The sequence below is a fragment of the Streptococcus sp. CL5.50 genome (genome assembly GCF_049738015.1).
Classification (GTDB): domain Bacteria; phylum Bacillota; class Bacilli; order Lactobacillales; family Streptococcaceae; genus Streptococcus; species Streptococcus mitis_CA.
In genome coordinates, this window is sequence record NZ_JBKOTR010000012.1 from 1 (window position 1) to 25526 (window position 25526).

Annotated in this window: 26 protein-coding genes; 1 reads left to right on the forward strand and 25 read right to left on the reverse strand. The window is 39.7% G+C overall.

Annotated elements, in window-relative coordinates:
• Positions 1-83 precede the first annotated feature (83 nt).
• The 5 genes from ACLNCV_RS07845 to pbp2a all read right to left on the reverse strand — a co-directional run bounded on the left by ACLNCV_RS07845 (position 84) and on the right by pbp2a (position 3860).
• A complete protein-coding gene (locus ACLNCV_RS07845) occupies positions 84-563 on the reverse strand; it encodes a transcriptional regulator (RefSeq protein ID WP_084925430.1) in 480 nt (159 codons plus the stop codon).
• Between the two features lie 120 nt (positions 564-683).
• Entirely contained in the window at positions 684-1220 is a 537-nt protein-coding gene (gene nusG / locus ACLNCV_RS07850; RefSeq protein WP_049499248.1) for a transcription termination/antitermination protein NusG, read from the reverse strand.
• Positions 1221-1273: 53 nt separating this feature from the next.
• On the reverse strand, positions 1274-1450 hold the full coding sequence (gene secE / locus ACLNCV_RS07855; RefSeq protein WP_042900249.1) for a preprotein translocase subunit SecE: 177 nt from the start codon (positions 1448-1450) through the stop codon (positions 1274-1276).
• A 9-nt stretch (positions 1451-1459) separates the two neighbouring features.
• On the reverse strand, positions 1460-1612 hold the full coding sequence (gene rpmG / locus ACLNCV_RS07860; protein WP_001809375.1) for a 50S ribosomal protein L33: 153 nt from the start codon (positions 1610-1612) through the stop codon (positions 1460-1462).
• A 52-nt stretch (positions 1613-1664) separates the two neighbouring features.
• Positions 1665-3860: a penicillin-binding protein PBP2A gene (pbp2a, locus tag ACLNCV_RS07865; protein ID WP_227326152.1), complete on the reverse strand. Its 2196-nt coding sequence runs from the start codon at positions 3858-3860 to the stop codon at positions 1665-1667.
• 86 nt (positions 3861-3946) lie between these two features.
• On the opposite strand from pbp2a, the gene ACLNCV_RS07870 reads away from it, so the two are divergent.
• Positions 3947-4822: an RluA family pseudouridine synthase gene (locus tag ACLNCV_RS07870; protein ID WP_084886523.1), complete on the forward strand. Its 876-nt coding sequence runs from the start codon at positions 3947-3949 to the stop codon at positions 4820-4822.
• 68 nt (positions 4823-4890) lie between these two features.
• Here the strand turns inward: ACLNCV_RS07870 and gap are convergent, their stop codons facing one another.
• From gap to ACLNCV_RS07970, 20 genes are all read right to left on the reverse strand, one after another.
• Positions 4891-5901, reverse strand: coding sequence for a type I glyceraldehyde-3-phosphate dehydrogenase (gene gap, locus ACLNCV_RS07875; protein ID WP_049492462.1), 1011 nt, complete (start codon positions 5899-5901; stop codon positions 4891-4893).
• Positions 5902-6219: 318 nt separating this feature from the next.
• Entirely contained in the window at positions 6220-8871 is a 2652-nt protein-coding gene (gene adhE, locus ACLNCV_RS07880; RefSeq protein ID WP_261016393.1) for a bifunctional acetaldehyde-CoA/alcohol dehydrogenase, read from the reverse strand.
• A gap of 297 nt (positions 8872-9168) precedes the next feature.
• Complete coding sequence (locus ACLNCV_RS07885) at positions 9169-9579, reverse strand: hypothetical protein (RefSeq protein WP_261011636.1); 411 nt, start codon at positions 9577-9579, stop codon at positions 9169-9171.
• A complete protein-coding gene (locus ACLNCV_RS07890) occupies positions 9566-10009 on the reverse strand; it encodes a low molecular weight protein-tyrosine-phosphatase (protein ID WP_049499237.1) in 444 nt (147 codons plus the stop codon). The genes ACLNCV_RS07885 and ACLNCV_RS07890 overlap by 14 nt, the downstream gene beginning before the upstream one ends.
• A gap of 45 nt (positions 10010-10054) precedes the next feature.
• Positions 10055-10354: a preprotein translocase subunit YajC gene (yajC, locus tag ACLNCV_RS07895; protein ID WP_000445810.1), complete on the reverse strand. Its 300-nt coding sequence runs from the start codon at positions 10352-10354 to the stop codon at positions 10055-10057.
• Positions 10355-10471: 117 nt separating this feature from the next.
• Positions 10472-12448, reverse strand: a complete 1977-nt coding sequence (gene tkt, locus ACLNCV_RS07900; RefSeq protein WP_424845066.1) for a transketolase — start codon at positions 12446-12448, stop codon at positions 10472-10474.
• 113 nt (positions 12449-12561) lie between these two features.
• Entirely contained in the window at positions 12562-13653 is a 1092-nt protein-coding gene (gene ulaG / locus ACLNCV_RS07905) for an L-ascorbate 6-phosphate lactonase (RefSeq protein WP_049544464.1), read from the reverse strand.
• Between the two features lie 111 nt (positions 13654-13764).
• The gene (locus ACLNCV_RS07910) at positions 13765-15438 is read right to left on the reverse strand and encodes a BglG family transcription antiterminator (protein WP_424845067.1); all 1674 of its coding nucleotides are present in this window, start codon (positions 15436-15438) and stop codon (positions 13765-13767) included.
• A gap of 166 nt (positions 15439-15604) precedes the next feature.
• Positions 15605-16312 carry an L-ribulose-5-phosphate 4-epimerase gene (locus ACLNCV_RS07915; protein ID WP_060806181.1) on the reverse strand — a complete coding sequence of 236 codons (708 nt, stop codon included), beginning with the start codon at positions 16310-16312 and terminating at the stop codon, positions 15605-15607.
• Position 16313: 1 nt separating this feature from the next.
• Positions 16314-17177, reverse strand: coding sequence for an L-ribulose-5-phosphate 3-epimerase (locus ACLNCV_RS07920; protein ID WP_218764760.1), 864 nt, complete (start codon positions 17175-17177; stop codon positions 16314-16316).
• 3 nt (positions 17178-17180) lie between these two features.
• The gene (locus ACLNCV_RS07925) at positions 17181-17846 is read right to left on the reverse strand and encodes a 3-keto-L-gulonate-6-phosphate decarboxylase UlaD (RefSeq protein ID WP_218764761.1); all 666 of its coding nucleotides are present in this window, start codon (positions 17844-17846) and stop codon (positions 17181-17183) included.
• Positions 17847-17862: 16 nt separating this feature from the next.
• Complete coding sequence (locus ACLNCV_RS07930; protein WP_033679597.1) at positions 17863-18348, reverse strand: PTS sugar transporter subunit IIA; 486 nt, start codon at positions 18346-18348, stop codon at positions 17863-17865.
• Between the two features lie 76 nt (positions 18349-18424).
• Complete coding sequence (locus ACLNCV_RS07935) at positions 18425-18706, reverse strand: PTS sugar transporter subunit IIB (RefSeq protein WP_000241466.1); 282 nt, start codon at positions 18704-18706, stop codon at positions 18425-18427.
• A gap of 22 nt (positions 18707-18728) precedes the next feature.
• On the reverse strand, positions 18729-20186 hold the full coding sequence (locus ACLNCV_RS07940; protein WP_000452074.1) for a PTS ascorbate transporter subunit IIC: 1458 nt from the start codon (positions 20184-20186) through the stop codon (positions 18729-18731).
• 130 nt (positions 20187-20316) lie between these two features.
• Positions 20317-20940 carry a hypothetical protein gene (locus ACLNCV_RS07945; protein WP_000932629.1) on the reverse strand — a complete coding sequence of 208 codons (624 nt, stop codon included), beginning with the start codon at positions 20938-20940 and terminating at the stop codon, positions 20317-20319.
• A gap of 50 nt (positions 20941-20990) precedes the next feature.
• Positions 20991-21980, reverse strand: a complete 990-nt coding sequence (gene jag, locus ACLNCV_RS07950; protein WP_049515763.1) for an RNA-binding cell elongation regulator Jag/EloR — start codon at positions 21978-21980, stop codon at positions 20991-20993.
• Between the two features lie 17 nt (positions 21981-21997).
• Positions 21998-22822 (reverse strand): membrane protein insertase YidC, encoded by an 825-nt coding sequence (locus tag ACLNCV_RS07955; protein WP_204372603.1) that lies wholly within the window; start codon positions 22820-22822, stop codon positions 21998-22000.
• Positions 22797-23168 (reverse strand): ribonuclease P protein component, encoded by a 372-nt coding sequence (rnpA, locus tag ACLNCV_RS07960; protein ID WP_000739245.1) that lies wholly within the window; start codon positions 23166-23168, stop codon positions 22797-22799. Before rnpA ends, ACLNCV_RS07955 begins: the two co-directional genes overlap by 26 nt.
• A gap of 149 nt (positions 23169-23317) precedes the next feature.
• Complete coding sequence (locus ACLNCV_RS07965; protein WP_424845068.1) at positions 23318-24508, reverse strand: acetate kinase; 1191 nt, start codon at positions 24506-24508, stop codon at positions 23318-23320.
• 49 nt (positions 24509-24557) lie between these two features.
• Positions 24558-25511, reverse strand: a complete 954-nt coding sequence (locus ACLNCV_RS07970; protein WP_424845069.1) for a class I SAM-dependent methyltransferase — start codon at positions 25509-25511, stop codon at positions 24558-24560.
• Between the last annotated feature and the right edge of the window lie 15 nt (positions 25512-25526).

Below are 25526 nucleotides of genomic sequence, written 5' to 3' on the forward strand. Positions count from 1 at the left end.
TTGTTTTCAACTCTTACTATTATACAGACTTTTTCAGACTTGTCAACAACTTTTTCTGTTTTTTTCTTTTTTTGCATAGCTTCTTACCGAGTACGGATGTCAAACTCTTTAAACACAATACGTAAGTCATTTAGCACTCTTTGACGCCCTCGGAAGCGTTCATGTCTTAAGACGCGCTCTAACTCTTCTTGTTTGTCTTTACTTTGTTTGCTTCTATAATCTCTTAATGTCTCATGAAAGAGATAATACTCATCTAGCCACAGACCTCCCTCACTGATACGATGACTAATCTCACCTACTTCTTCATACGGTTCTTTATCATATCTTCGTTTTTGACTTTCCTGCTTACGGATATAGTCTAGGATTCGATTCCGAAACTTGGTTTTGAAATATTTTCTTAAACGAGGAATATCTTCTGCCAGCTCTTCTTCTCTGCTAATCAATTCATGTAAGCAAATCATGCCCTCTTGGTCCCAATCCGATAGCTCCCATAAATGAAGGTAATATTCATTTCTACACTTATATACAATCCCCTGGACTTCTTCATATAATACTTTAATCATAATGTTCCCCTTTCTAGATACAGTTTAACAAATAAAGAAGATAATTTGATTCATTTCATCCATTCTGTTTCTTACATCGTCTCAACTGCACAAAAAAGAGAGGACAAGCCTCTCTCAGGGTTATAATTCTGCAATTTGATTTAGGTTTACTTCTGCAACTGTGTCATTACCAAACATAGAGATAATCATCTTCACTTTATTGTTATCAATCTCTGTAATCTTACCAGTATAGTCTGCAAAAGCGCCATCAATAATACGTACAGTTTGACCAACTTCAACATCGATATCAAACTCCTGTACGGTTTGTCCCATAGAAATCAAGATATCACGAATTTCTTGTTCCAATAATGGAGTTGGTTTAGATCTATTCCCGTGAGATCCAACGAATCCTGTAACGTTTGGTGTGTTTCGAACAACAAACCAAGCTTCATCTGTCATGACCATTTCTACAAGAACATAACCTGGAAAGCGATTTTCTTCCACTTCTTTTCTCTTTCCATTCTTTTCAACTTGCACTGTTTGTGTTGGAATTTCAACGCGTAGAATATTATCCAACATGTTGTAGGTTTGTGCACGCTGTAATAGATTTTCTTTTACCTTATTTTCATAACCAGAATAAGTTTGTAAAACAAACCACCCTTTATCAAAACTATCCATGATATTTCCTTTCATAATAGAAGATCTCTAGTGTAAATAACTCCACTAGCCTTCTAAAAAATGTTAATAAATCGAATCAAACCTGAAACAATCAACTGGTCAAAAATGTAAATAATTATTACAAAGAAAGCTGTGTATTCCATGATAGAACGAAAATCTCTCCAGCTTTCCTTGCGAGTTGGCCATGTTGTGTCTTTAAGAAGTCTAAAAATATCTCCAATAAAACGCATCGCTCTCTCCTATCTCGTTTCTCTGTGTGTAGTGTACTTACCACAATGTTTACAAAATTTATTTACTTCTAGTCGTGTTGGCTTGGGGTTTCCGCTGATCTTAATTGAATAGTTTCTTGAACCACAAACCGCACAAGCTAGACTTGCTTTTTTTAGTGCCATAACGCCTCCATCTTGTCTATTATAACAAGAAAGCTAGGCTTTGACAAGCATCTTAGCGAAATAGATTGACTACCGAATCCCATATTGTTTGAGCCTTTTCCTTAATCTTAGCATCCGAGATAGCCCGACTAGCCTCATCTACCAGATTTTGTGCACGACTTCTAATATCAGAAAGGCTATTATCCGCCTGATTTTCTTCATTACTCTGTACTTGATTTCTTGTATTGGCTGGTGCAATTCCATTTTGCTTATAAGCATTTTCAACCGTAAAGGTACTTCCTGGCGTATAAGGTAAAATGGTATTTGCAATGTTTCTAAAGACATGGGCTGCACCGTTTGAAGTAGATCCTGCTAGATAGTGGCTTTCATCAGTGGTAGGGAAACCAAGCCAGTGACTAATCACTACATCCGGAGTATAACCAATCACCCACTGGTCACTTGTGTATTCAGGATTGAAAACAGCTTCAGTTGTTCCAGTTTTTCCTGCCATGACATAATCTGCAGGAGATGAACTAATACCGGTACCGTTGGTAAATGTCCCCAACATCATACTGGTCATCTTATCAGCTACAGACTTATCAATCACCCGTTTTTGTGAATTTTTATGGCTCGCAATGACCTGACCACTAGCATTTTCAATTCTACTAATAAAATGAGCTTCCGGCATTAAACCTTCATTTGCAAAGGCAGCATATGCTTGAGCCATTTGCAGAGGGTTGGTTTCAACACCACTTCCCAAGGCGACGCCAAGAACACGATCGACCTTTTCCATGTTGAGTCCGAATTTTTCGCCCGCCTCAAAAGCCTTGTCGACGCCCAAATCATTAACAGTGGCAACAGCAGGCAGATTAAGCGATTCTGCCAAGGCTTGATACATAGGAACTTCTCGACTCGTTTTGATCCCTGCATAGTTATCAACCTTATAGCTATCATACTGCATGGTATGGTTATCCAACTGCTTATTCAAAGCCCAGCCTGCTTCAACTGCTGGCGTATAAACAACTAAAGGCTTAATTGTAGAACCAGGACTACGTTTTGATTGAGTTGCATAGTTGAAATTCCGGAATCCAGTTTTATCATTATCAGCAACTTGACCGACAACTCCACGAACTCCCCCTGTTTTTGGTTCGAGAGCTACACTTCCTGATTGAGCAAATGTTCCATCCTCTGCCCTAGGAAATAGAGCTGTATTTTCATAGACAACCTGCATATTTGCTTGGTAGTTTTGGTCCAACTCTGTGTAAATGCGGTAGCCATTATTGACAATTTCTTCCTCTGTTAGATTATACTTGGAAACGGCTTCATTAACCACCGCATCAAAATAAGAAGGATAGCGGTAATCTGAAATTTTCCCTTCATACTTATCGTGCAATTGCGAAGTCATATCAACTTCAACAGCTTCGGTTTCTTGGTTTTTATCAATGTAACCCGCTGCAACCATATTCTGCAAGACAGTATCGCGCCGATTGGTAGAATCTTCTACGGAATTCAAGGGATTATACAGTTCCGGCCCCTTGAGCATCCCTGCCAGAGTCGCAGCTTGATCCAAACTCACTTCTGATGCAGAAACTCCAAAGTATTTCTTACTCGCATCTTCTACACCCCACACACCATTTCCAAAATAAGCGTTGTTAAGGTACATGGTTAGAATTTGATCCTTACTATATTTTTTTGTTAATTCTAAGGCAAGGAAAAATTCTTTCGCTTTTCTCTCAACAGTTTGATCCTGCGACAGATAGGCGTTTTTAGCCAGCTGTTGGGTAATAGTAGAACCACCACCTGAACGACCAGCAGTTACAATAGCCAAGAAGAAACGACCATAGTTAATCCCGTCATTTTTATAAAAAGAACGGTCTTCTGTCGCAATAACGGCATTCTGCAAATTTTTACTGATATCAGTCAATTCAACATAAGTTCCTTTTTGACCAGACAAGGCACCGGCCTCTTTTTCTTCACGGTCAAAAATGATAGTCCGAGTTTTCAAGGCATTTTGTAAATCATTGACATTGGTTGACTTGGCTACAGCAAACAAATAGGTTCCAACTAGCAAACCTGCACTCAAACCTAGTATAAGGACAATCTTTGTTAGATGATAGCGACGCCAGAATTTTCGAATCGGACCTACTTGGGCTAATTTTTTTCGATCACTACGAGAGCGACGTAAGCTAGTAGAATCAGAATCCTCTGATTCACTTGTTTCTTTTTTAAAAAGAGAAAGAAATTTCTCAAATAATTTATCTAATTTCATGCGTTTATTTTATCATCTTCATCATGGGAAGACAAGAATTTAGCTATTTTCTATCCAAATAGGGCTTTTTTTGTTACAATATCTGTATGAAATTCACATTTACATTACCAGACTCTCTACCTCAAATGACGGTAAAGCAATTACTTGAGGAACAACTCCTCATCCCTAGAAAAATCCGTCATTTTTTGAGAATCAAGAAACACATTTTGATTAATCAGCGAGAAGTTCATTGGAACGAGACGGTAAATCCTGGAGATGTTTGCCAATTGGCTTTTGACGAGGAAGATTATCCCGAAAAAGAAATTCCTTGGGGCAACCCAAACCTCATTCAGGAAGTTTATCAAGATCAACACTTAGTTATTGTGAACAAACCAGAGGGGATGAAAACGCATGGTAATCAGCCAAACGAAACCGCCCTTCTTAACCATGTCAGTGCCTATGTTGGCCAAACCTGCTATGTCGTTCATCGTCTGGACATGGAAACCAGTGGTTTGGTTCTCTTTGCTAAAAATCCTTTTATCCTGCCTATTCTCAATCGCTTACTGGAGAAAAAAGAGATTTCTAGGGAATACTGGGCACTAGTTGATGGAAATATCAACAGCAAAGAGCTTGTTTTCAGGGACAAAATTGGGCGTGATCGCCATGACCGCAGAAAACGAATAGTTGATACAAAAAATGGGCAATATGCTGAAACGCATGTAAGCAGATTAAAGCAATTCCCAAACAAAACTTCCTTAGTTCGTTGCAAACTAAAGACAGGGCGAACCCATCAGATTCGTGTCCACCTTTCCCATCATGATCTTCCTATCCTGGGTGATCCTCTCTATAATAGTAAATCAAAGACAAGTCGTCTTATGCTCCACGCCTTTCGACTTTCCTTTACCCATCCACTTACTTTAGAGAAGCTAACTTTCACTACCCTTTCAAATACTTTTGAAAAAGAATTAAAAAAGAATGGATGATTGTGTCATCCATTTTTCCATATAAGAAAAGCAAGACCAGAGGCCTTGCTTTTCTATCGACTCAAGAATTATTTAGCGATTTTTGCGAAGTATTCAAGAGTACGAACAAGTTGTGCAGTGTATGACATTTCGTTGTCGTACCATGAAACAACTTTAACCAATTGTTTACCGTCAACGTCAAGAACTTTAGTTTGAGTTGCGTCAAACAATGAACCGTAAGACATACCTACGATATCTGAAGATACGATTGGATCTTCTGTGTAACCGTATGATTCGTTTGAAGCTGCTTTCATAGCTGCGTTCACTTCATCAACAGTAACGTTCTTTTCAAGAACAGCTACCAATTCAGTAACTGATCCAGTTGGAGTTGGAACGCGTTGTGCAGATCCGTCAAGTTTACCGTTCAATTCTGGAATTACAAGACCGATAGCTTTTGCAGCACCAGTTGAGTTAGGAACGATGTTTGCAGCACCAGCGCGAGCACGGCGAAGGTCACCACCACGGTGTGGTCCGTCAAGGATCATTTGGTCACCAGTGTAAGCGTGGATAGTAGTCATCAATCCTTCAACAACACCAAAGTTGTCTTGAAGAGCTTTAGCCATAGGAGCCAAGCAGTTTGTAGTACATGAAGCACCTGAGATAACTGTTTCAGTACCGTCAAGAACATCGTGGTTAGTGTTGAATACAACTGTTTTAACGTCGTTTCCACCAGGAGCAGTAATAACAACTTTCTTAGCTCCACCTGGGTGCAAGTGTTTTTCAGCAGCTGCTTTCTTAGCAAAGAAACCAGTAGCTTCAAGAACGATTTCTACACCGTCGTTAGCCCAGTCGATTTGTTCTGGATCACGTTCAGCAGAAACACGGATGAATTTACCGTTAACTTCAAATCCACCTTCTCTAACTTCCACAGTTCCGTCGAAACGACCTTGAGTTGTGTCATATTTCAACAAGTGTGCAAGCATAACTGGATCTGTAAGGTCGTTGATGCGAGTAACTTCAACACCTTCTACGTTTTGGATACGGCGGAAAGCAAGACGACCGATACGTCCGAAACCGTTAATACCAACTTTAACTACCATTAGTGATTTCCTCCTTATGAAAATCATGAAATTTTTATTGTGAAAAGAGTAACTTGAATCACTACAAATCACCTTTCAACAAACCTATTATATAACTATTTGAGTTGAATTGCAAGTACGGGCGTTGTTTTTTGTCTACACCTCACTTATTTTTCTTTCTCCTTTGAAAGCCTATACTGCTGTCTTTCTTTGTCTACCTAGTCATTTACCGGTTTCCTTTTAAAATGAAAAGTGAAAATAGAAAAGCTAAAAATTATTTTCAATCTTCCAATTTTACAAAAAAGAGACAGGAAATTCCTGCCTCTAGGCTGATAACAATTATTTACGGCGTCCTGGTCTTTCTTTGTAGCCATAGTAAGAATCTTCGATGATTTCTTGCATATGGTCAACCATTGGAAGGCGTGGGTTAGCAGGTGAACATTGGTCTTCGTAAGCAAGGAAGGCCAATTCACGTGAATGTTCTTTCCATTCTTTTTCGTCGATACCTTGTGCTTTGAAGTTCATCTGGATACCTACGCGCTCACCAAGTTCGTAGACAGCTTTTGCGTAAGATTCCACACCTTCTTCTGGAGTAGAAGCTGGAAGTCCAAGCATACGAGCGATGTCTTGGTACTTCTCATCTGCACGGTAGTAGTTGTACTTAGGCCATGTTGCTGTCTTAGCTGGACGTGTACCGTTGTAGCGGATAACGTATGGGAGCAAGATTGCATTTGTACGACCGTGGATTGTGTGGAATTGCGCACCAATCTTATGGGCCATTGAGTGAGAAATACCTAAGAAGGCATTGGCAAAGGCCATACCAGCGATTGTTGAAGCGTTATGCATTTTCTCACGTGAATGGAAATCTGCATTCTTAACTGAGCTTTCAAGGTTTTCGAATACAAGTTTGATAGCTTGAAGCGCAAGACCGTCAGTGTAGTCGCTAGCCATTTGTGATACGTAAGCTTCAGTTGCGTGAGTCAATACGTCCATACCAGTATCAGCAGCTACAAATCCAGGAACTGTCAATACTAAGGCAGGGTCTACGATTGCCACAGTTGGTGTCAATGAGTAGTCAGCGATTGGGTATTTACGGTTGTTTGCTTTATCAGAGATAACGGCAAATGGCGTTACTTCAGATCCTGTACCAGATGTAGTTGGGATCGCGATGAATTTAGTCTTCTTACCAAGCAATGGGAATTTGAAGGCACGTTTACGGATATCCATGAATTTTTGAACAAGGTCACGGAAGTCCACTTCTGGTTGTTCATAGAAGAGCCACATTACTTTAGCAGCATCCATTGGAGATCCACCACCAAGAGCGATGATTGTATCTGGTTTGAAAGCACGCATGATTTCAGTACCACGTTCAACTGTAGTGATATCTGGATCTGGTTCTACATCAGCAAAGATTTGGTAAACAACCTTATTGCGACGAAGATCAAGTTGTTCGATGATACGATCAAGGAAACCAAGCTCTACCATGGCATGGTCAGTAACGATCATGACACGTTCAACGTCACGACATTTTTGAAGGTATTGAATTGAATCACGTTCAAAGTATGTTTTTGAAGGAAGTTTCATCCATTGCATGTTATTTCTCCGTCTTCCGACTTTTTTGATATTCAAGAGGTTAATGGCACTAACGTTATCCCCAACTGAGTTGCGTCCGTAAGAACCACATCCGAGTGTCAATGATGGCAAGAAGGCATTGTAAACGTCCCCGATACCACCGAAAGTAGAAGGTGAGTTACAGATAACACGAATAGCTTTAACAGCTTTACCAAATTCTTTAGTCAATTCTTCATCAGCTGTGTGGATGGCTGCTGAGTGTCCAAGACCGTTAAATTCAACCATTTGACGAGCCTTAGTAATACCATCTTCACGGCTTTCAGATTTCAAAACTGCGATAACTGGTGACAATTTTTCACGAGTCAATGGCTCGTTTTCACCAACTTCTTTACATTCTGCAGCAAGAATGTTTGTTCCTTCTGGAACTGTAAATCCTGCTTGCTCTGCAATCCAAGTTGCTGGTTTACCAACTATGTCAGCGTTCAATTTTGCACCAGCACAGTTTTTGCTGTTTGCTTTCACGCCGAAGCAGAATTCTTCAAGAAGTGCTTTTTCTTTTTTGTTTACAAAGTAAGTGTGATATGATTTGAACTCTGCTACAAATTCATCGTAAATTTCTTTATCAATGATAACCGCTTGTTCAGAGGCACAGACCATACCGTTGTCAAATGATTTAGACATGACGATATCGTGTGCAGCCTGGCGGATGTTAGCTGATTTTTCAACATAAGCTGGAACGTTTCCGGCACCTACCCCAAGAGCTGGTTTACCACATGAGTAAGCCGCTTTAACCATGGCATTACCACCTGTTGCAAGGATTGTTGCAATACCTTCGTGGTTCATAAGCGCACTAGTTGCTTCCATAGATGGTTCAGTAATCCACTGTACACAGTTTTCAGGAGCTCCTGCTTTAATCGCAGCATCACGAACGATTTGAGCTGCATGAGCTGATGATTCTTGAGCTGATGGGTGGAAGGCAAAGACAATTGGATTACGTGTCTTCAATGAAATCAAAGCCTTAAAGATTGCTGTTGATGTTGGGTTTGTTGTTGGAGTGATACCACAAACAACGCCAACTGGTTCAGCAATAAGAGTCAAACCTGTTACATCGTCTTCTTCGATAACGCCAACTGTTTTAGTGTGGCGCATGTTGTTTACTACGTGTTCACAAGCAAACAAGTTCTTAGTTGCTTTGTCTTCAAATACACCACGTCCTGTTTCTTCATAGGCATGTATAGCCAATTCTCCGTGGGCATCCAAAGCTGCCACTGACGCTTTAGCTACGATGTAGTCGACCTGTTCTTGGTCGAGTTTACGCATTTCCTCAAGAGCAACTAAAGCTTTTTGCACCAAGCCGTCGACATGCTTTTCAGCAGCGAGTTTCTTTTCTTCTGGTGTCACAGTTTTTTTATCAGCCATATTTTCCTCCATAGCTTTCAAGGATCGATATCCTTTGTTAATTTTTTCACAAGTTAATTATAACGTATTATTTTAACTTTGTAAACAGTTTCATAGACATTTCACAAAGAATTTTTTATTGTTTGTGAATTTTTTATTGTTTTCTTTACTTATCAAGTTTTTTCTTTAAAGTTTGTGAAATTTATTTCAAATTTTTTTATTTCACAAACTTACTTGGAAGGGGGCTTGGAAAGAAAGGAATTTGCAGGTAAGCGCTTACTTTTTGATACTAACAATACCTCCTTTGATAAGGAGGCCTTATTTTTGTTGAAAAACGCCTTGTTTAAAAGTCCCCTCATAAACGACTTCTTGTTCTGTTGTTAGTTTTCCTTGTCCTTCAGCCTGACCATTTACAAAATCACCTTCGTAGGTCCAGCCTTCTTTAGATTGAAAGGTACCTTTTCCGTTGAAAGCTCCATTGTTGAAACCACCTGTATATTGGTCTCCATTTTGGAAGGTGATGGTTCCTTGGCCATTCATTTTACCACGGACAAGACTACCGTCGTAAACAATGGTTCCATTATCAAGCTTTAGAACACCTTTTCCGGGAATATTTAGAAAAAAGACGAGCACAGCACAAAAAACAATCGTAACTACTGCCAAAAGCTCTAAACGTGGACGAGTCAGATAGACACGATACTTTTCGTAAAAATTCTTAAGATTTTCCACCTTCACTCTCCTTTTCTAAACGTTCTAACCAAGCTTGACAACCCTCTTGAACACGTCGATAGGTTTCCTCAAAATCTCCTGTATACCAAGGATCTGGAACACTTTCAGATGCGAATGAGTAAATCTTATCTTGACAGTCTGCTGGACACATCTGACGTAAGTCAGAAACATTTGAAGCATCCATGCCGATAATATAATCAAAGGCTTCAAAATCTTCCTTACTAATCTGAAGCGATGTCTTGCCTTTTTCATAAGGAATCTCATACTGTTGAAAAATCCCTTGAGTTCCCTTATGAATCGGATTGCCATGTTCCCAAGAGGAAGTCGCTCGACTTTGGATTTCATAATTATCTGTCATTGATTTCATAACAAACTCGGCCATAGGACTACGGCAAATATTTCCCAGACAGACAAAAACTAGTTTTTTCATCCCATTCCTTTCTTTTATAGAAAAACGGGAGTTCGTGATCCCGTCTTATTTTTCAATCGCACCTTCGAGTGAAGCTGTTTCTTTAAGTGGTAATACGGTCTTGATAGCAGCTAGTTCAAAAGTCAAGTAAACCCCATCTACATCAAGAACAATTGTTTTCTTTTCTGTATCTACTTCATCGACTGTTCCATAAAGTCCACCGATTGTAATAACTTCATAGCCTTTTTGTAATTTATTCAAGCTTTCCATACGTTTTTGTGCTTGTTTCTTTTGAGAGCGTTGCGTAAAGAACATCAAGCCCACCATAGCCACAAGAATGATTAAAAATGTATATTGTGATTCCATTATATTCTCCTTTGTCTTTTACATAGGACTACTATATCAAATTTCAGCTACTTTTACAAGATTGTACCTTGCTTTTCTAGTAAGAAAAAACCAGAGCTTGCGCCCTGATTTTTAGAATTATTTCAAGTTTTGAACGACTTTTACAAGATTTTCAACTGTAAAGCCATATTCTGCCAATACTTTTGGTGCTGGTGCAGAGGCTCCGAAGGTATCAATACCGAGAACGGCGCCATCAAGACCAACGTATTTGTACCAGTTTTGAGTTGCACCCATTTCAACTGCAACACGACGGCGAACTGCATTTGGAAGAATTTCTTCCTTGTATGCTGCATCTTGTTTATCAAAGACATCTGTAGATGGCATGCTGACTACGCGGACTTTTGCACCTTGACTAGCCAATTCTTTAGCAGCTGAGACAGCAAGATTAACCTCTGAACCTGTCGCAATCAAGATGGTATCAAAGTCTGATGCATTTTCATAGACAACATAGGCACCTTTTGCAACCTTGTCGAAGTCTGTTCCTTCTTCAACAGTCAAGTTTTGACGTGTCAAGACAAGGGCAGTTGGTGTTTTTTCACTTGTCACTGCAAGGTACCAAGCCGCTTGCGTTTCACGCGCATCTGCTGGACGGAAAACATTTAGATTTGGCATAGCACGAAGACCTGCTAAGTGCTCAACTGGTTCGTGAGTCGGACCGTCTTCCCCAACCGCAATAGAATCGTGGGTAAAGACATAAGTCACAGGAAGTCCTTGTAAGGCTGACAAGCGAACAGCTGCCTTCACATAGTCAGAGAAGACGAAGAAAGTTCCACCGTATACACGAAGTCCACCGTGAAGGGCCATCCCGTTCAAGATAGTTCCCATTGCAAATTCACGAACACCAAACTGAATGTTACGGTTCAAGCGATTAGTATCGTCTTGAAGTCCGTCAGTCTTGATATAAGTCATGTTTGAGTGAGCTAGGTCAGCTGATCCACCTAAGAAGGTTGGTAACTTAGCTGCCACAACGTTCAAAGCATCCTGACTCGAGTTACGAGTTGCTTGAGAGAAGCCATTTTCTAATGCTGGGAAGTCTGCTGGAGTCACTTCAACTGGATCACGTCCATCGATGATGGCTTCTACTTCTGCAGCCAATTCTGGATGCGCTTCTTTGTAATCTGCGACTAGTTTTGCCCATGCTTCATAAGCTGATGCACCACGGTCTGCAACATGTTCTTTGAAATCAGCATATACTTGTTCTGGGATTTCAAATGGTTCGTATTCCCAACCAAGGGCTTGACGAGTTGCTGCAGTTTCATCTGCTCCAAGAGGAGCACCGTGTACAGCATTAGTTCCTTGTTTGTTTGGAGAACCGTATCCAATAACAGTCTTCACTTCAATCAAAGATGGCTTGCCTGAAGCTTTAGCTGTTTCGATAGCAGCATGAATAGCTTCCAAGTCTGTTCCATCTTCAACCAAGGCAGTATGCCAACCGTAGGCATTGTAACGGTCACGAACACTTTCTGTAAAGGAATCCTTTGTCTCACCATCCAAGTTGATATCATTTGAATCATAAAGAACAACCAACTTGTCTAGTTTTTGCAGACCTGCGTATGAAGCCGCCTCGCTTGAGACACCTTCCATCAAGTCTCCGTCTCCACAGATAACATAAGTATAGTGGTCAAAGATATTGTAGCCTTCGCGGTTATATTTGGCTGCCAAGAAACGTTCTGCCTGGGCAAAACCAGTAGCAGTTGAAATCCCTTGACCTAGAGGACCTGTCGTAGCATCAATCCCTGCCGTATGGCCAAATTCTGGGTGACCTGGTGTTTTTGAACCCCATTGACGGAAGCTCTTGATCTCATCCATACTAACATCTTCAAAACCAGAAAGGTGAAGAAGGGCATAAAGGAGCATTGAACCATGTCCTGCTGAAAGAATAAAACGGTCGCGGTTAATCCAGTTTGGTTGAGCTGGATTGATACGAAGTTGTTTTGTAAAGAGGCTGTAAGCCATCGGAGCCGCTCCCATAACCACACCTGGGTGACCTGAGTTGGCTTTGTTGATAGCGTCAATACCTAGGAAACGAATTGCATTAACAGATAGATTTGACATAGAATTTCCTTTCTATTTGAGGTGATTATTGAATCACACATTCTATTTTACTATTATATGAAAATTATCCGTATCATGCAACATACGGATAACCTCCAAAGAATATTTTTATATTATAGCAAAGCTTTAAATTGAATGTTAGAGTCTTGTTCAAAACAATCATCAAAACCACGTGGATGATGGTATTCTACTAAGTGTTGATCTTGAGGATAAGTGTACTTACCGCCAACTTCCCAGATAAATGGATGGAAATCGTATTGCAAGCGATCTTTTCTCATTTTCCAAAGTTCTAGAATCTCATTAGTAGAAGCCATGAAGTTAGACCAGATATCATAGTGAACTGGGATAATGACTTTGGTACGCAGATTTTCTGCCATACGAAGAAGGTCGATAGATGTCATTTTATCTTGGATACCTACCGGATTTTCACCATAGTTATTCAAAGCAACATCAATTTTAAAGTCTTTACCATGTTTTGCAAAATAGTTTGAGAAGTGAGAATCTGCACCATGATAGATGGTTCCACCTGGTGTTTCAAAGATATAGTTAACAGCCTTTTGAGCCATTTCTTCATCTGTAACAGCTAAGCCAGCAAGTTCACCGCCTGTCTCATCAGCACCGTTCACTGGGAGAGTTACCAAGCAAGTACGGTCAAATGATTCTACTGCATGAATCTTCATATCTTTTAATTCGATAGTGTCACCTGGTTTAACAACGATGATACGTTCTTTTGGAACACCCCATCCTTCCCAGATTCGTCCACAGTGGTAAGGACCGATAAACTTAACATGCTCTAACTTAGGATTGTTGAGAATTGCTGCAGCTGTGTATTGGTCGATATGATCACTATGGAAGTGTGAAACTAAGTAATAGTCTAGTTCGTTGATAGCAAATGGATCGATAACCATTGGCTGAACACGCAAGTTTGGTTGCAACTTACGAACACCTGCCATATTTGCCATTTGGTGCCCACGAACCATATCTTTCACTTTTTTGGTTGATTTTCCACGGTTTGACCAAAGGTCCATGACAACGTTAGCACCACCTGGTGTCTTAATCCAAGTACCACAGTTGCCTAGCCACCACATGGCAAAGTTGCCTTCAGGTACGACTTCTTCTTCGATTTCTTCGTTCAACCATGTTCCCCACTCTGGGAAAGTAGCTAAAATCCATGACTCTCTTGTAATTTCTTTGACGTTTGGCATATGTTGCCTCCTTTGGATATAATTGTTATCTTTGAAACTAGTATACCACCCTTCAAAACACTAAAAAAGACCAAGAAAAACACAGGTTTGTGTTCATCATTGGACTGTCCTTCAAATATCTTCCAAAAAAGCTTGAACTACTATTTCTTGATTTATAAGTGTTTGAACCTCTTCTTGGAACTTACTAGCCAACTTGCTGTCTACAATATAAGACGAAATAAGACTAGAAAGATTTTCACTGAAACTTTTGCTCTCATTACGAAATATATTGTGTTTAAGATAGTCGAGCATTTTCAAAATATCTTCTGCTTCAAGGATAGGATTAACCCTTAAAATCGGAAATCTGCTATCCAAATCATCATTAGTAGTAATCACTACATCAACTTGTGCAATATCTTCCACACTCTTAAATTGTTCTGTTGTAAATACAGTGCCAATTTGCTCATTTGGAAAATAAAGTTTGCATTGTTTCAGCAAAAGTCTCGAAACCGCAACACCTTCATCACAAACGAGATAAACTTTTTTCATATTTTTTTGAGACGATGGTGTATACTTTAAAAATCCTCCAATATGAATCGTCAAATAGGCAATATCATCGTCTGTTAGCCGAATAAACCATGCTCCTTCTAAAATTTCCGCAGATTTTCTAGTGACTAAAAATAATTCTCCATACTTGGATCGAATTTGTTTTGTTAGAGGATTTTTAGAAAAAATACCGTAAGTCTTTCTAAATAACAAGGCTTTACAGTGGATCATCAAATTTCGTAATAAATCATCCTTGTTCTCAATCTCCATTCGGATTTGTGATTCAAAATACCAGATAAATTCTTCTAAAGCAAGTTTTAATTGCCGAAAATCATCACTTTCTGCATGAATATCCAAATCTTTACGATAGGAGAGGAGAAGAACAGCTACAAGAGAAACTTCAAGTTCTGACAAAGAAATTTTAAACTTTTGAAACAACCGCTCTCCTAATTTCTTAGATACCTGATACTCTATTCTTTTTCTTATCAAAGAAAATTCTTTCTCTATATCCTGATGTCTTTCTTGATACTGTTCAACATTATGACAGCTTAACAGCAAATAAGGTAGAACCTGCAACATAAAAGTTACTTCATGATGGTTTATTTTCTTCCCTAAATCTTGTTCAACTAAAGGAACCTGTTCCTTAAAAAATTGGTTCATTTCAACAGAAAGCAAACACTCACCATCTAACCTCTCTTTCATCTTATCTTCTAAAATAGATACAAAAGTGGCATTTTCTTCCATAAAAATATGATATAGAAGCGATTGAAGATACTGAATTTTATTAAGAGGGTGGGCATGAAGATGATATCCCTGTGACTTGCTCACTTGCAAGGTCACCTGATATTGTTCCAAAGTTAGTTGATAACGAATACTATTCAAATCATTGAGAACAGTATTCCTAGACACCTCTGTTAACTCCATCAATTTTTCAATCGTAATACGTTCTTTAGAAATACCTATCCATAGTAACATTATCATCATACGTTCATGCGCACTCATGATATAATCGTACGAATCTACTTCCGATAATAGTTCACAACAAGCATCTTTCTGCTCTTCCGTTAAGTGAATACCAATTCGTGGAATACTAATAATGTGAAGTGCCTCATCACCCAAAGCAGCATTGATTTTGTCAATGTGATAATAAATTTTCCTTCTTGACTCTTTCAAATCTTTCGAAATCGCCATAATCGTTTTGGACGTTTCTTGATCCATCAAATATTGAAGCAAATCACAACTTGCCTTATCCAGTACCATATTTCATACTCCTCTATCAATCAACTGCCTTGAAAACAACTTTATAATAGTATCACATTCACTAACGCATTTCAATTATCAACAGTAGTCTCTTAATAACGAATACTTACAATTACAAAAGCGAGGCTTGGATCGAAAGGTCCTAGCCTCTTTTCAATTCAATTTCTTATTTCTTTTGACCGTAATAAGCATTTGGTCCATGCTTACGTTGGTAGTGTTTTTCTAGAATGTACTGGGGAGCAGGTTCAACTCTTGGATTGATTTGTTCTGTAAAGCGATTCATCTTTGATACTTCCTCTAGTACGACAGAGTGATAAACAGCATTCTCTGGATTTTTGCCCCAGGTGAATGGACCGTGATTGCGTACAACAATTCCTGGTACTTCAACCGGGTTAAGTCCTCGACGTTCAAACTCTTCTACGATAACCAGGCCAGTATCTTTTTCATAGGCCACTTCTACTTCGTCCTTGGTCAAACTACGGGCGCAAGGGATTGAACCGTAGAAATAATCTGCATGGGTTGTTCCGTAGAAAGGAATATCACGACCTGCCTGAGCCCAACCAACAGCTTCTGTCGAATGAGTGTGGACCACACTACCAATTTCTGACCAAGCCTTATATAACTGCACATGAGTTGGAAGATCAGAAGATGGTCTTAAATCCCCTTCTAGGACATTACCATCTAGATCAGTCACTACCATGTTTTCAGGTGTCAATTCGTCATAATCTACGCCTGATGGTTTGATAACAATGACACCTAGTTCGCGATTGACTTCAGATACATTACCCCAGGTAAATTTGACAAGTCCATGTTTCGGTAATGATTGATTGGCATCACAGACTCGTTTACGCATAGCATTGATTACTTGATTCATCTTACATCAAACCTGCTTTCTTAATTAGTGGGTAGAGAAAGGCTTGGGCCTCTTGAATGGCTGCGCGTGTTTCTTCTACAGTTTCACAATTTTCAGACCACATTTCGATTAGGAAAGGACCATTATAATTGGTTTGCTTTAAAATATCGAAAGCTTCTTCCCATTTGACACAACCTTGCCCAAAAGGTACATCTCGGAATTGGCCCTTTGAACTTTCTGTCACTGCATAAGTATCCTTGAGGTGGAGAGCTGCAATAGCATGATGGCCAAGATAAAATTCACTGTAGACATCATTATGCCATGCAGACACATTCCCAATATCTGGATAGACAAAGAGGTAGGGAGAGTCAATCTCTTTTTCTACAGCCAAGTATTTTTCGATGCTATTGATGAAAGGATCATCCATAATTTCGATGGCAAGTACCACCTGAGCTTCTTCAGCCCAGTCACAAGCTTTTCTCAAATTTTTGATAAAACGTTGGCGTGTCTGGGGTGACTTTTCCTCATAGTAAACGTCGTAACCAGCTAATTGAATCGTACGAACTCCCAAATCCTGAGCTAATTCGATACATTTTTTCATGAGTTCCAGAGATTTTTCCTCTAGAACTGGATCATTTGATCCCAATGGGTAACGACGATGTCCTGAAAAACAGATAGAAGGAATACGAACACCAGTTTCATAAATCGCTTTGACAACTTCCAAGCGCTCTTCCTTGCTCCAGTCAAGTCTGGCTAAACGCTCGTCACGTTCATCAATAGACATCTCGACAAAATCAAAGCCTAACTCCTTTGCAAAATTTAAACGTTCTGGCCAAGTAAAGTGTATCGGGGTTGCCTTTTCATAAATTCCAATTGGACGTACCATGGTTTACCCCCAAATTCGTTTGATTTCATCCTTGAAGGCACGCGCTGCTCCTGCTGGATCCGCAGCCTCTGTAATTCCACGACCTGCGATAAAGGTAAAGACATCAACACCTTCAAAGAGTTTGAGAGTATCTACATCTAGACCACCTGTTACAGATACACGGAAGCCCATGTCAATGAGTTTTTTAACCTTATTAAGGTCTTTTTCACCCCAAGTTTCACCAGCAAGAAGGGCATCACGAGATTGGTGATAGATAGCTTGTGAGATACCTGCATCTAGCCAAAGCTGAGCTTGTTCAAAAGTCCAATCGCCATAAAGCTCGATCTGGATTTCGCCTCGTTCTCCTCGTTCAGCCTTAATAGCCTTTAGAGCTGCTTCCATAGTAGGGATGGTTGCACAACAGATACAAGTCATCCAATCGGCACCACGAACGGCATTATTTTTGGCAACTGTTCCACCAGCATCGGCACATTTTGTGTCTGCCACAATAATCTTATCTGGAAAAAGGCTTCGCAAGACTTCAACCAGTTCACTTCCAACTTGTAATAAGCAAACAGTTCCAGCTTCGATAATATCTACTTCCTGACCAACAGAAACAGCTGCTTTAATCGCTCCTTGCAAGTCTGAATGATCTAATGCAACTTGTAAATTAGGTATTCTTTTTGTCATCTCTTTATTCCTCTTTCTAACTTTCCAAATCCAATCCCTCGAGATAAGGGCTATCCTTAGATTCTTCAATCATCGTCAAGACATCTTCCTTAGTCTGGCAAACCTGTAAACGTGCGATAGAATCTTCTAATTCAAACAAGGCAATAATCTGTGGAATGGCTACACTTGTGTGAATTTTTGAGCTTGTTGCTGCTAGTGCCAACAAAACTGAAACTTCTTTCCCATCTGAAAATACAACAGGATTTTGTAAGGTGATCAATGAAAAGGCATCTCTTTGCACTCCAGCTTCAGGTCTAGCATGGGGCATAGCCATACCTGGCATTAAGATATAGTATGGGCCATACTCTTCAGTCGATTCAATGATAGCATCGTAATACTCTGGCAAAATTGCTCCACTTTCAATCAAGGGATCTACTGCTACCTTGACTGCTTCTTTCCAGTCTTTAGCTTCTAAACCTAGTCGGATCGAGTCATTGTCAATTAAAGCTTGTTTTAAATTCATATCTGCCTCCTTTATTTAAAGAGGGAGAAGGACAGAAACGATGACTCTCAGTTTCTATCCAGCCCCCTCCAACCTTTTACTGTAGTGCTTGACTGAGTTTTTCAGTGATTTCTTTATCATCCATCAAGTTGTCAAGCCCAATTAACTTCCCATTAGTTCGCCCTTCCAATTCTTGGATCAAATGAAGAGAAGCGATTACGATGTCATATCCTGCTGCTAAACCTTTAGCTTCACCGACACTGCATGAATTGACTGTAAAATCTGTTTGATTAAGCTTACGGAGAGCATTTTCAACCTTCATCTTGATAACCATTGATGAACCCATTCCATTTCCGCACGCTGCTAATACTTTAACCATTTTATTTCTCCTTTTCTAGATACTAAGCTTCTTCTTGAACTGCACCGTTGTAATATTTCTCTTTATCTTTTGCTTTGGCAAATTGAAGTTGAGGAATAACAAGCAAGAAGAGACACACAAGTACATAACCAACAATACCAAGGTATTTGAAGATATATCCAAATCCAAGCCATGGGAATTCAAAGTCGATATTTCCATGGTAACCACCATAAGATGCTAAATCAAGAAGAGCTACACAGAGAGCTCCTAAAGCAACTTGGAGAACACCTGAGATGAAGGATAGGATAACAGCCGCTTTCCATCCACCGCGTTTATCAGCGTAGACCGCAATGGCTGCATTGTCAAAGAACACTGGTACAAATCCTGTAATAATAAGAATCGGATTTTTAAAGACGATGAGCAAGACAATTGTGATCAATTGACCAATCAAACCAAAGGCAAATCCTGACAAGACAGCGTTTGGAGAACCAAATCCATAAGAAGCTGCAACGTCAACCGCTGGGAATGAGCCTGGCAACAATTTGTTTGAAATACCTTGGAAGGCGTTTGTCAACTCAGATACGAACATGCGGACACCTTGCATCAAAACGAACAAGTAAACTGAGAAGGTAAAGGCTGTTTGAATAATGTACATAAAGAAATCTTGTTTAGCAGGATTGAATAGAGTTCCTGAAGTGATGACTTCTTTATTAGACATAATGTCTGGACCCAAGATTAAAAGAATGGCTCCGAAGAATACGAGCATCAAGGTAGCAGATGCAACAACTGTATCGTGGAAGATTGAGAGGAACTTAGGTAATTTAAGATTGTCTAAACTTTCTTCTTTCTTACCAAAGCGTCCTGCTACTTTATCTACAAACCAGATTGCAAATTGCTGTTGGTGACCAATCGCAAATCCGCCACCACCAGTCAAGCGTTGAGTTGCCTCAACAGTCATATTTGAACTAACTGCCCAGTAAAGTCCACAGATGATACCAATCGCTGCTGTACCGTAAGCATTGCGCAATTGTGGTACTAAGAATAGAACCATAAGAGATACTGTTGCAGCTTGTTGTACCATGATGTGACCAGTAATAAAGAGGGTTCTTACCTTCGTGATCTTGCGAAGAGCTACGAGCAAGATATTTATTCCGAAACCAATCAATAGAGCTGTAGTTGCAGTTCCAACAAAATCTGGAAACTCTGCTGCAATTTTGTTGTTTGCTGCAGCAAGTCCAAAGTAAGGGTCGATAACCGCTGCACCAATTTGGAATTTGTAGTTAAGGGCTGCTAAGATCGGACGGAAGGTTGTAACCAAACCACCTGCACCCACATTGAGCAACATATACCCTACTGTTGCTTTAACAAACCCTGAGAAAACGTCGTGGGCAGGTTTTTTCAAAAGTGCGTATCCTATCAACACCAATAAACCTACGAAAAATGCGGGATTCTGCAAAATATTGCTAGAAAACCAATTTAGAACACTTGAAATGACTTCCATAATTGTTCTCCTTTTGAATTGTTTTTGTAGGTTTATTATATAATTTGAAAGCGTAAACAAAAAGACCAAGAATTACACAGCGGACTGTTCACTCTTGGACTGTATGATTTATGATATTTTAATGATTAGCTTAGTTTCTCGTAGCTAGATAAAATGGAAGAATTTTATCATAAGATTTCAGTAGGGCTTCTACGATTTCTTCTTCAGATGAATTCTCTGTTATAGGGACATCTATTTTAACTAACACTTTTCGGACTTCCTGATTGGATAGTTTATTTCTTAAAATTTGACGATTTTCTTCGTTCGCCTCCCACCGTTGACTTTGACCATCAGAGTAGACTAGATAATAAACACCTTCAACGGTTGGAACTTTTAAAACTTTGGCCTGCTTGCCTAGAGTTCGCTCATCTTTCTTACGCTCGATGAAACTGACCTCTAAGGAAATTCCAAAGTCAGTAGATGTCCCATACAAACGAAGAGCCAACATAGGTTCTGTTACTTGTCCGTCTCTCTGTAGATAAACCCAAAAATGTGGTCGTAAACGTTGCGCCTGATTCATCCACTGGCTAGTCTGTTGGAGTTGCCATTCTGGATGACTTGCTTGAAAGGCTTTAGCCAGTTCTGTAAAAGCCTTTCGAGCCTCTTGGCCTTTGTGGCGCAATTCCAGCATTTTCTCTCGCTCTGCTCCCGCCTTATCAGGATTACGGTACTGCAAATCAGCAAAGTCTAAATAGTCTCTTATCTTATTCAACATTAATTTAATCTCCTCCAGCTAGCAAAAAATCAGGATAACCCTGATTTTACTTATTCTGTATCTACGACAACATAACGATTTGGCTCATCACCTTCAGAGTAACTGGTCACGCCATCCATACGTGAAATAATACGATGAATAATCTTGCGTTCGCTATTTGACATTGGATCTGTCTGATGACTGCGTCCTTCTTCTAAAACACGAGTCGCCAATTTTTGCGCATAGGTCTGCAAGACTTCTGCACGGTGTTCAACATAATCATTGACATTAATAGTAATGTAGAAGGTTCTTGAATAGCGGTTGTAAAGATAATTTTGAGCCAATAGTTGCAAGGCCTTCAAGACTTTACCATGGTAGCCGATAATACGACCTGGTTCGTTAGTATCAATTTGCAAATTGATGCTACGACGGTTATAGTCATTTGAAAGTGTAGCTTCAACATCCATGTCATCAATAATTGTTTGAACATAAGTCGTTACTTCCGTAGCTACTTGTTCAATATCAAAGCTCGGTTCAACTTTTAAGCCCAAGTCTTCTAGTTCTTGACTTTCAGTTTGCTCAGCTTGGTTTTCAATAATAGGAGTTTCTACTTCTTCTTCGAGAGCAGTTTCTTCAAGTTGTAATTCATTTAAAATCTCAATGTGACCAGTTTCTTCTAAGATAGTGCTGGCATGTCTTTCATGTTTTAAGATTTCAGCCTTGACTTCATCAGAAATACCTTGGCCTTCTTCCTCAATCTTTTTAATTGCCTCTACAACATGACCCAAATCAACAGTTGCTTCACTGACTGTTTTAACAGGCTCATTCAAATCATTAATTTGCTTCGGAACTCCCTTTACAGCTTGTTGGTTTGCTTTTACAACTGTCGTTTCACTAATAGCATCAATATCCACTTGGGCTGGTTTTTTACCAAATAAACCAAGAAATCCTTTTTTCTCACGAGAAATGACTTTGATATGAGCCTTCAGTCTTGGGATATCTAATTCTTTCAATCCTTTCTGGATTGCTTCTTCAACAGTTGAACCTGTAAATACTACCATTACCAGATTCCTCCTTATTATTTCGTTTTCTGAGCCTTTTTCTTGGCTTTTCTTTTTCTATTTTCCAAATCTTTCTGTGCCTGTACTACAGCCTCGCGCTCTGCAATAATCTTGAATGGATTGTTCAAGAAATAGGTTTGCAAGACTTGATAAGCATTGGACACTGTCCAGTAGAGGGCGACTCCACCTGGTGCATAAACTGCAAAGATAAAAATCAAGACTGGAATCCCATACATCATCGCAGTCGTAGCGCCATTACGCTCAGACAAGGCTTTGTTGGACAACCAGGTACTTAAAAAGGTAAATACAGCTGCTAAAATCGGAAGAACAAGAGTTGTATCCACACCACCAAGGTTAATCCATAAGAAATGACCTGTCTTTAAAAAGTCAACTCTTGATAGAGCTTGGAACAAGGCCAAGATAACCGGCATCTGAATCAAAATCGGCCAAAGAGAATCTGACTGTCTGACACCCATTTCTTTAAAGACTTTACGCATTTCCTGGTCTAGCTTGGTTCTGCTTTCTATATCTCGACCTGGATATTGTTCTCGAAGCGCCTTAATACGTGGTTGAGCTTCCTGCATTTTTCTAGAAGCCACCATTTGCACTTGGAAGACTGGCAAGAGAACTGTACGAATCAAGACCGTAAAGAGGATAATTCCCACTCCGATACTGATATCAAACGACAAAAAGCGAATGATTTCCGCAAAGAAGTAAACAAATTTACTCCAAAAATCAGCCGAATCGGCTGTAATATCGCTAGTTGTCCCATTAGTTGCACAGGCTGTCATGATCAATAGGGACAGTCCTAGCAAACTAGTCAACTGTAGTTTCTTTTTCACTCCCATTTCCTTCCTGGTAAATCTTTGATAATTTTAATACGTGGAGTAGATTTTTCTCCATCTCTGCGTATCCCAAGGTTTCGACTCCTTTTCGAGCAATGACAACAAAGTCGACATCTTCTACCAGACTCCCTTTGGCATTCTGGATAATATGCCGAATCCGTCGCTTAATTTGATTTCTAGTGACCGCATTCCCCAGTTTTTTGCTAACTGATAGACCTACTCGAAAATGGTTTTTCTGGTTTTCTAATTGGTAGACAACAAATTTGCGATTGGCAAAACTTGTCCCCTCCTTGAAAATCGCCTTAAAATCTTTCTCTCTTTTTACACGAAAGTTTTTCTTCAAAACTCAACTCCATCTATTAAATTACTACTATTATACCATATTTTTCAAAAAAGCCAATCATAGCAAGGTTTTGGACATTTCCATCAGAAAAAGAAGCTGGAAAAATCTCTTTCCCAACTCCTTGTACGGAATATTTTTTCTGATTTTAGTTATTTTTTCAAACGTTCAACGTCACGGGCAATGACTAATTCTTCATCTGTTGGAATAACCAAGACACGAATCTTCGCTGCATCTGTTGAGATGTCTCCTGTCACGCCAAAGACGTTCTTTTCTGGATCAACATCACAGCCAAACCAAGAGATACCTGAGATAACATCTTCACGTACGTTTGCAGCATTTTCACCGATACCTGCAGTAAAGATAATAGCATCTGCTCCATTTAAGACTGCAAGGTATTGCCCGATATGTTTTTGGATACGGTCAACATACATTTCATAAGCCAAAGTGGCATCGTGGTCCCCTTCTTCCATAGCAGCAATCACATCACGCATATCACTAGATTTACCTGAAACCCCCATCAGTCCTGATTCACGATTAAGAACGTGACTAATGTCTTCAGGCGTGTTAAAGTCCTCTGTATATTGCATTAAGTAAGGAATGATAGCTGGGTCAATATCTCCTGTACGTGTTCCCATCATCACACCACCAAGTGGAGTGAATCCCATTGAAGTATCAACAGATTGACCACCCTTAACAGCTGTAATAGAAGCACCATTACCGATGTGGCAAGTAATCAATTTCAAGTCCTCTAATGGACGGCCCAAGAGTTTTGCTGCTTCTCCTGCTACAAACTGGTGACTTGTACCGTGGGCACCGTATTTACGAACCTTGTTTTCTGTGTAATATTTTGTTGGTAGAGGGTAGCGATAAGCTTTCTCTGGCATACTTGTATGGAATGAAGTATCAAAAACAACTACACTGGTAATGTCTGGCAACAATTCTTTGAAGGCGCGAACACCTGCTGCATTAGCTGGATTGTGGAGAGGAGCCAACAAGCTCAACTCTTCAACTTTTTCTAAAACATCCCCTTCAACAACTGTTGATTCTTTGAAATATTCTCCACCTGCCACAACACGGTGGCCAACACCTGTAATCTCATCGTAAGCCTTGATAATATCGAAACGAATCAAGTCATCCAATAAAATTTTAACAGCTTGTGTGTGATTTTCGATATCCAAAATTTGTTGTTCAGAACGGCCATCAAATTTTACAGTTGAAATTGAATCTTTCAAACCGATACGTTCAATCAAGCCTTTGGCTAACACTTTTTCTTCTGGCATTAAGTATAATTGCCATTTCAAACTTGAACTTCCGGCATTGATTGCAATTGTTTTTGTCATAGCAAGACTCCTCTTTTAAGCGTTTTCATCTATTATAACAAAATCTATTTTATATTTCAGTACCTTGAGTCCATTTTTGAAAATTTTCTTTAAATTTCATTAAAACACTTGCATCTTGCAGGCTAGAAAGTGGATAAACAAAGGGTTCTACTGTAATATCAGTTTTCTTTTGTAAGATAAAAATCGTCTTGGATTGTTTAGCACTGGCAAAGAGATTTTCAGGCAGACTAATCATGGCAACTAGACTTGCCTCCTCTTTCAACCACCCTTTCAACAAATCACTTTGAGGACTGGTCAACAAATCACTCGGAGCTAGAAAAATAGCATATCCATCTGACTTGAGATACTTAAGCCCTTGTTCCATGAGCAAGTGATGAGCGTAGGTATGTTCTTGGCTAGAAGCAACTTGATGACGCGAAGCAACGGCATCATCAGGATAATAGCCAACGGGCAAGTCGCTGATGACCACATCGCTTTCTTTGAGCATTTGTGGACGAACGGCATCTCCTTGGACAAAGCCAGCCTGCAAACCAATCACATCTGCCATGCTAGCTGCCAAATCAATCAGCAAATCATCTACTTCTATTCCCAGGTAATCCACTTTTTTATCAAGCGAAGTCAAGAAAGTAGCTCCCAGAATTCCCATCCCAGACCCCATTTCGAGGATAGTAATTTCCTCCTCTTTAAACAACTCCTCCACGATAAACACCAAAAGTAAAGCAATAGCATCTGGTGTAAACTGGTGATTAGCCTGCAAGGGTTCTGTTTGCCCAGCCTTCATCAAGAGAAACTGGTAGGTCTTGAGCCACTCTTCTTTGCGAAGTGCTAAACGCTTAAGAGCTTGATTGTTCTCCTTGACCTGATTTAGCTCAGTTTCACCATCCAAATAGATGCTGTTTTGCTCCACCAAGGCGTCATAAAAGTTGGTCGCCAAATCACTTTGGATGACTTGGACATTCTCTAGTAAATACGTATAAGCTTGTTCAATTTTTTCAAAATCCATATTCCTATCTTATCA

Coding starts and splice junctions, on each gene's coding strand:
- ACLNCV_RS07845 (WP_084925430.1), bottom strand. CDS start 563: ATGATTAAAGTATTATATGAAGAAGTCCAGGGGATTGTATATAAGTGT.
- nusG (WP_049499248.1), bottom strand. CDS start 1,220: ATGGATAGTTTTGATAAAGGGTGGTTTGTTTTACAAACTTATTCTGGT.
- secE (WP_042900249.1), bottom strand. CDS start 1,450: ATGCGTTTTATTGGAGATATTTTTAGACTTCTTAAAGACACAACATGG.
- rpmG (WP_001809375.1), bottom strand. CDS start 1,612: ATGGCACTAAAAAAAGCAAGTCTAGCTTGTGCGGTTTGTGGTTCAAGA.
- pbp2a (WP_227326152.1), bottom strand. CDS start 3,860: ATGAAATTAGATAAATTATTTGAGAAATTTCTTTCTCTTTTTAAAAAA.
- ACLNCV_RS07870 (WP_084886523.1), top strand. CDS start 3,947: ATGAAATTCACATTTACATTACCAGACTCTCTACCTCAAATGACGGTA.
- gap (WP_049492462.1), bottom strand. CDS start 5,901: ATGGTAGTTAAAGTTGGTATTAACGGTTTCGGACGTATCGGTCGTCTT.
- adhE (WP_261016393.1), bottom strand. CDS start 8,871: ATGGCTGATAAAAAAACTGTGACACCAGAAGAAAAGAAACTCGCTGCT.
- ACLNCV_RS07890 (WP_049499237.1), bottom strand. CDS start 10,009: ATGAAAAAACTAGTTTTTGTCTGTCTGGGAAATATTTGCCGTAGTCCT.
- yajC (WP_000445810.1), bottom strand. CDS start 10,354: ATGGAATCACAATATACATTTTTAATCATTCTTGTGGCTATGGTGGGC.
- tkt (WP_424845066.1), bottom strand. CDS start 12,448: ATGTCAAATCTATCTGTTAATGCAATTCGTTTCCTAGGTATTGACGCT.
- ulaG (WP_049544464.1), bottom strand. CDS start 13,653: ATGCCAAACGTCAAAGAAATTACAAGAGAGTCATGGATTTTAGCTACT.
- ACLNCV_RS07910 (WP_424845067.1), bottom strand. CDS start 15,438: ATGGTACTGGATAAGGCAAGTTGTGATTTGCTTCAATATTTGATGGAT.
- ACLNCV_RS07915 (WP_060806181.1), bottom strand. CDS start 16,312: ATGAATCAAGTAATCAATGCTATGCGTAAACGAGTCTGTGATGCCAAT.
- ACLNCV_RS07920 (WP_218764760.1), bottom strand. CDS start 17,177: ATGGTACGTCCAATTGGAATTTATGAAAAGGCAACCCCGATACACTTT.
- ACLNCV_RS07925 (WP_218764761.1), bottom strand. CDS start 17,846: ATGACAAAAAGAATACCTAATTTACAAGTTGCATTAGATCATTCAGAC.
- ACLNCV_RS07930 (WP_033679597.1), bottom strand. CDS start 18,348: ATGAATTTAAAACAAGCTTTAATTGACAATGACTCGATCCGACTAGGT.
- ACLNCV_RS07935 (WP_000241466.1), bottom strand. CDS start 18,706: ATGGTTAAAGTATTAGCAGCGTGCGGAAATGGAATGGGTTCATCAATG.
- ACLNCV_RS07940 (WP_000452074.1), bottom strand. CDS start 20,186: ATGGAAGTCATTTCAAGTGTTCTAAATTGGTTTTCTAGCAATATTTTG.
- ACLNCV_RS07945 (WP_000932629.1), bottom strand. CDS start 20,940: ATGTTGAATAAGATAAGAGACTATTTAGACTTTGCTGATTTGCAGTAC.
- jag (WP_049515763.1), bottom strand. CDS start 21,980: ATGGTAGTATTTACAGGTTCAACTGTTGAAGAAGCAATCCAGAAAGGA.
- ACLNCV_RS07965 (WP_424845068.1), bottom strand. CDS start 24,508: ATGACAAAAACAATTGCAATCAATGCCGGAAGTTCAAGTTTGAAATGG.
- ACLNCV_RS07970 (WP_424845069.1), bottom strand. CDS start 25,511: ATGGATTTTGAAAAAATTGAACAAGCTTATACGTATTTACTAGAGAAT.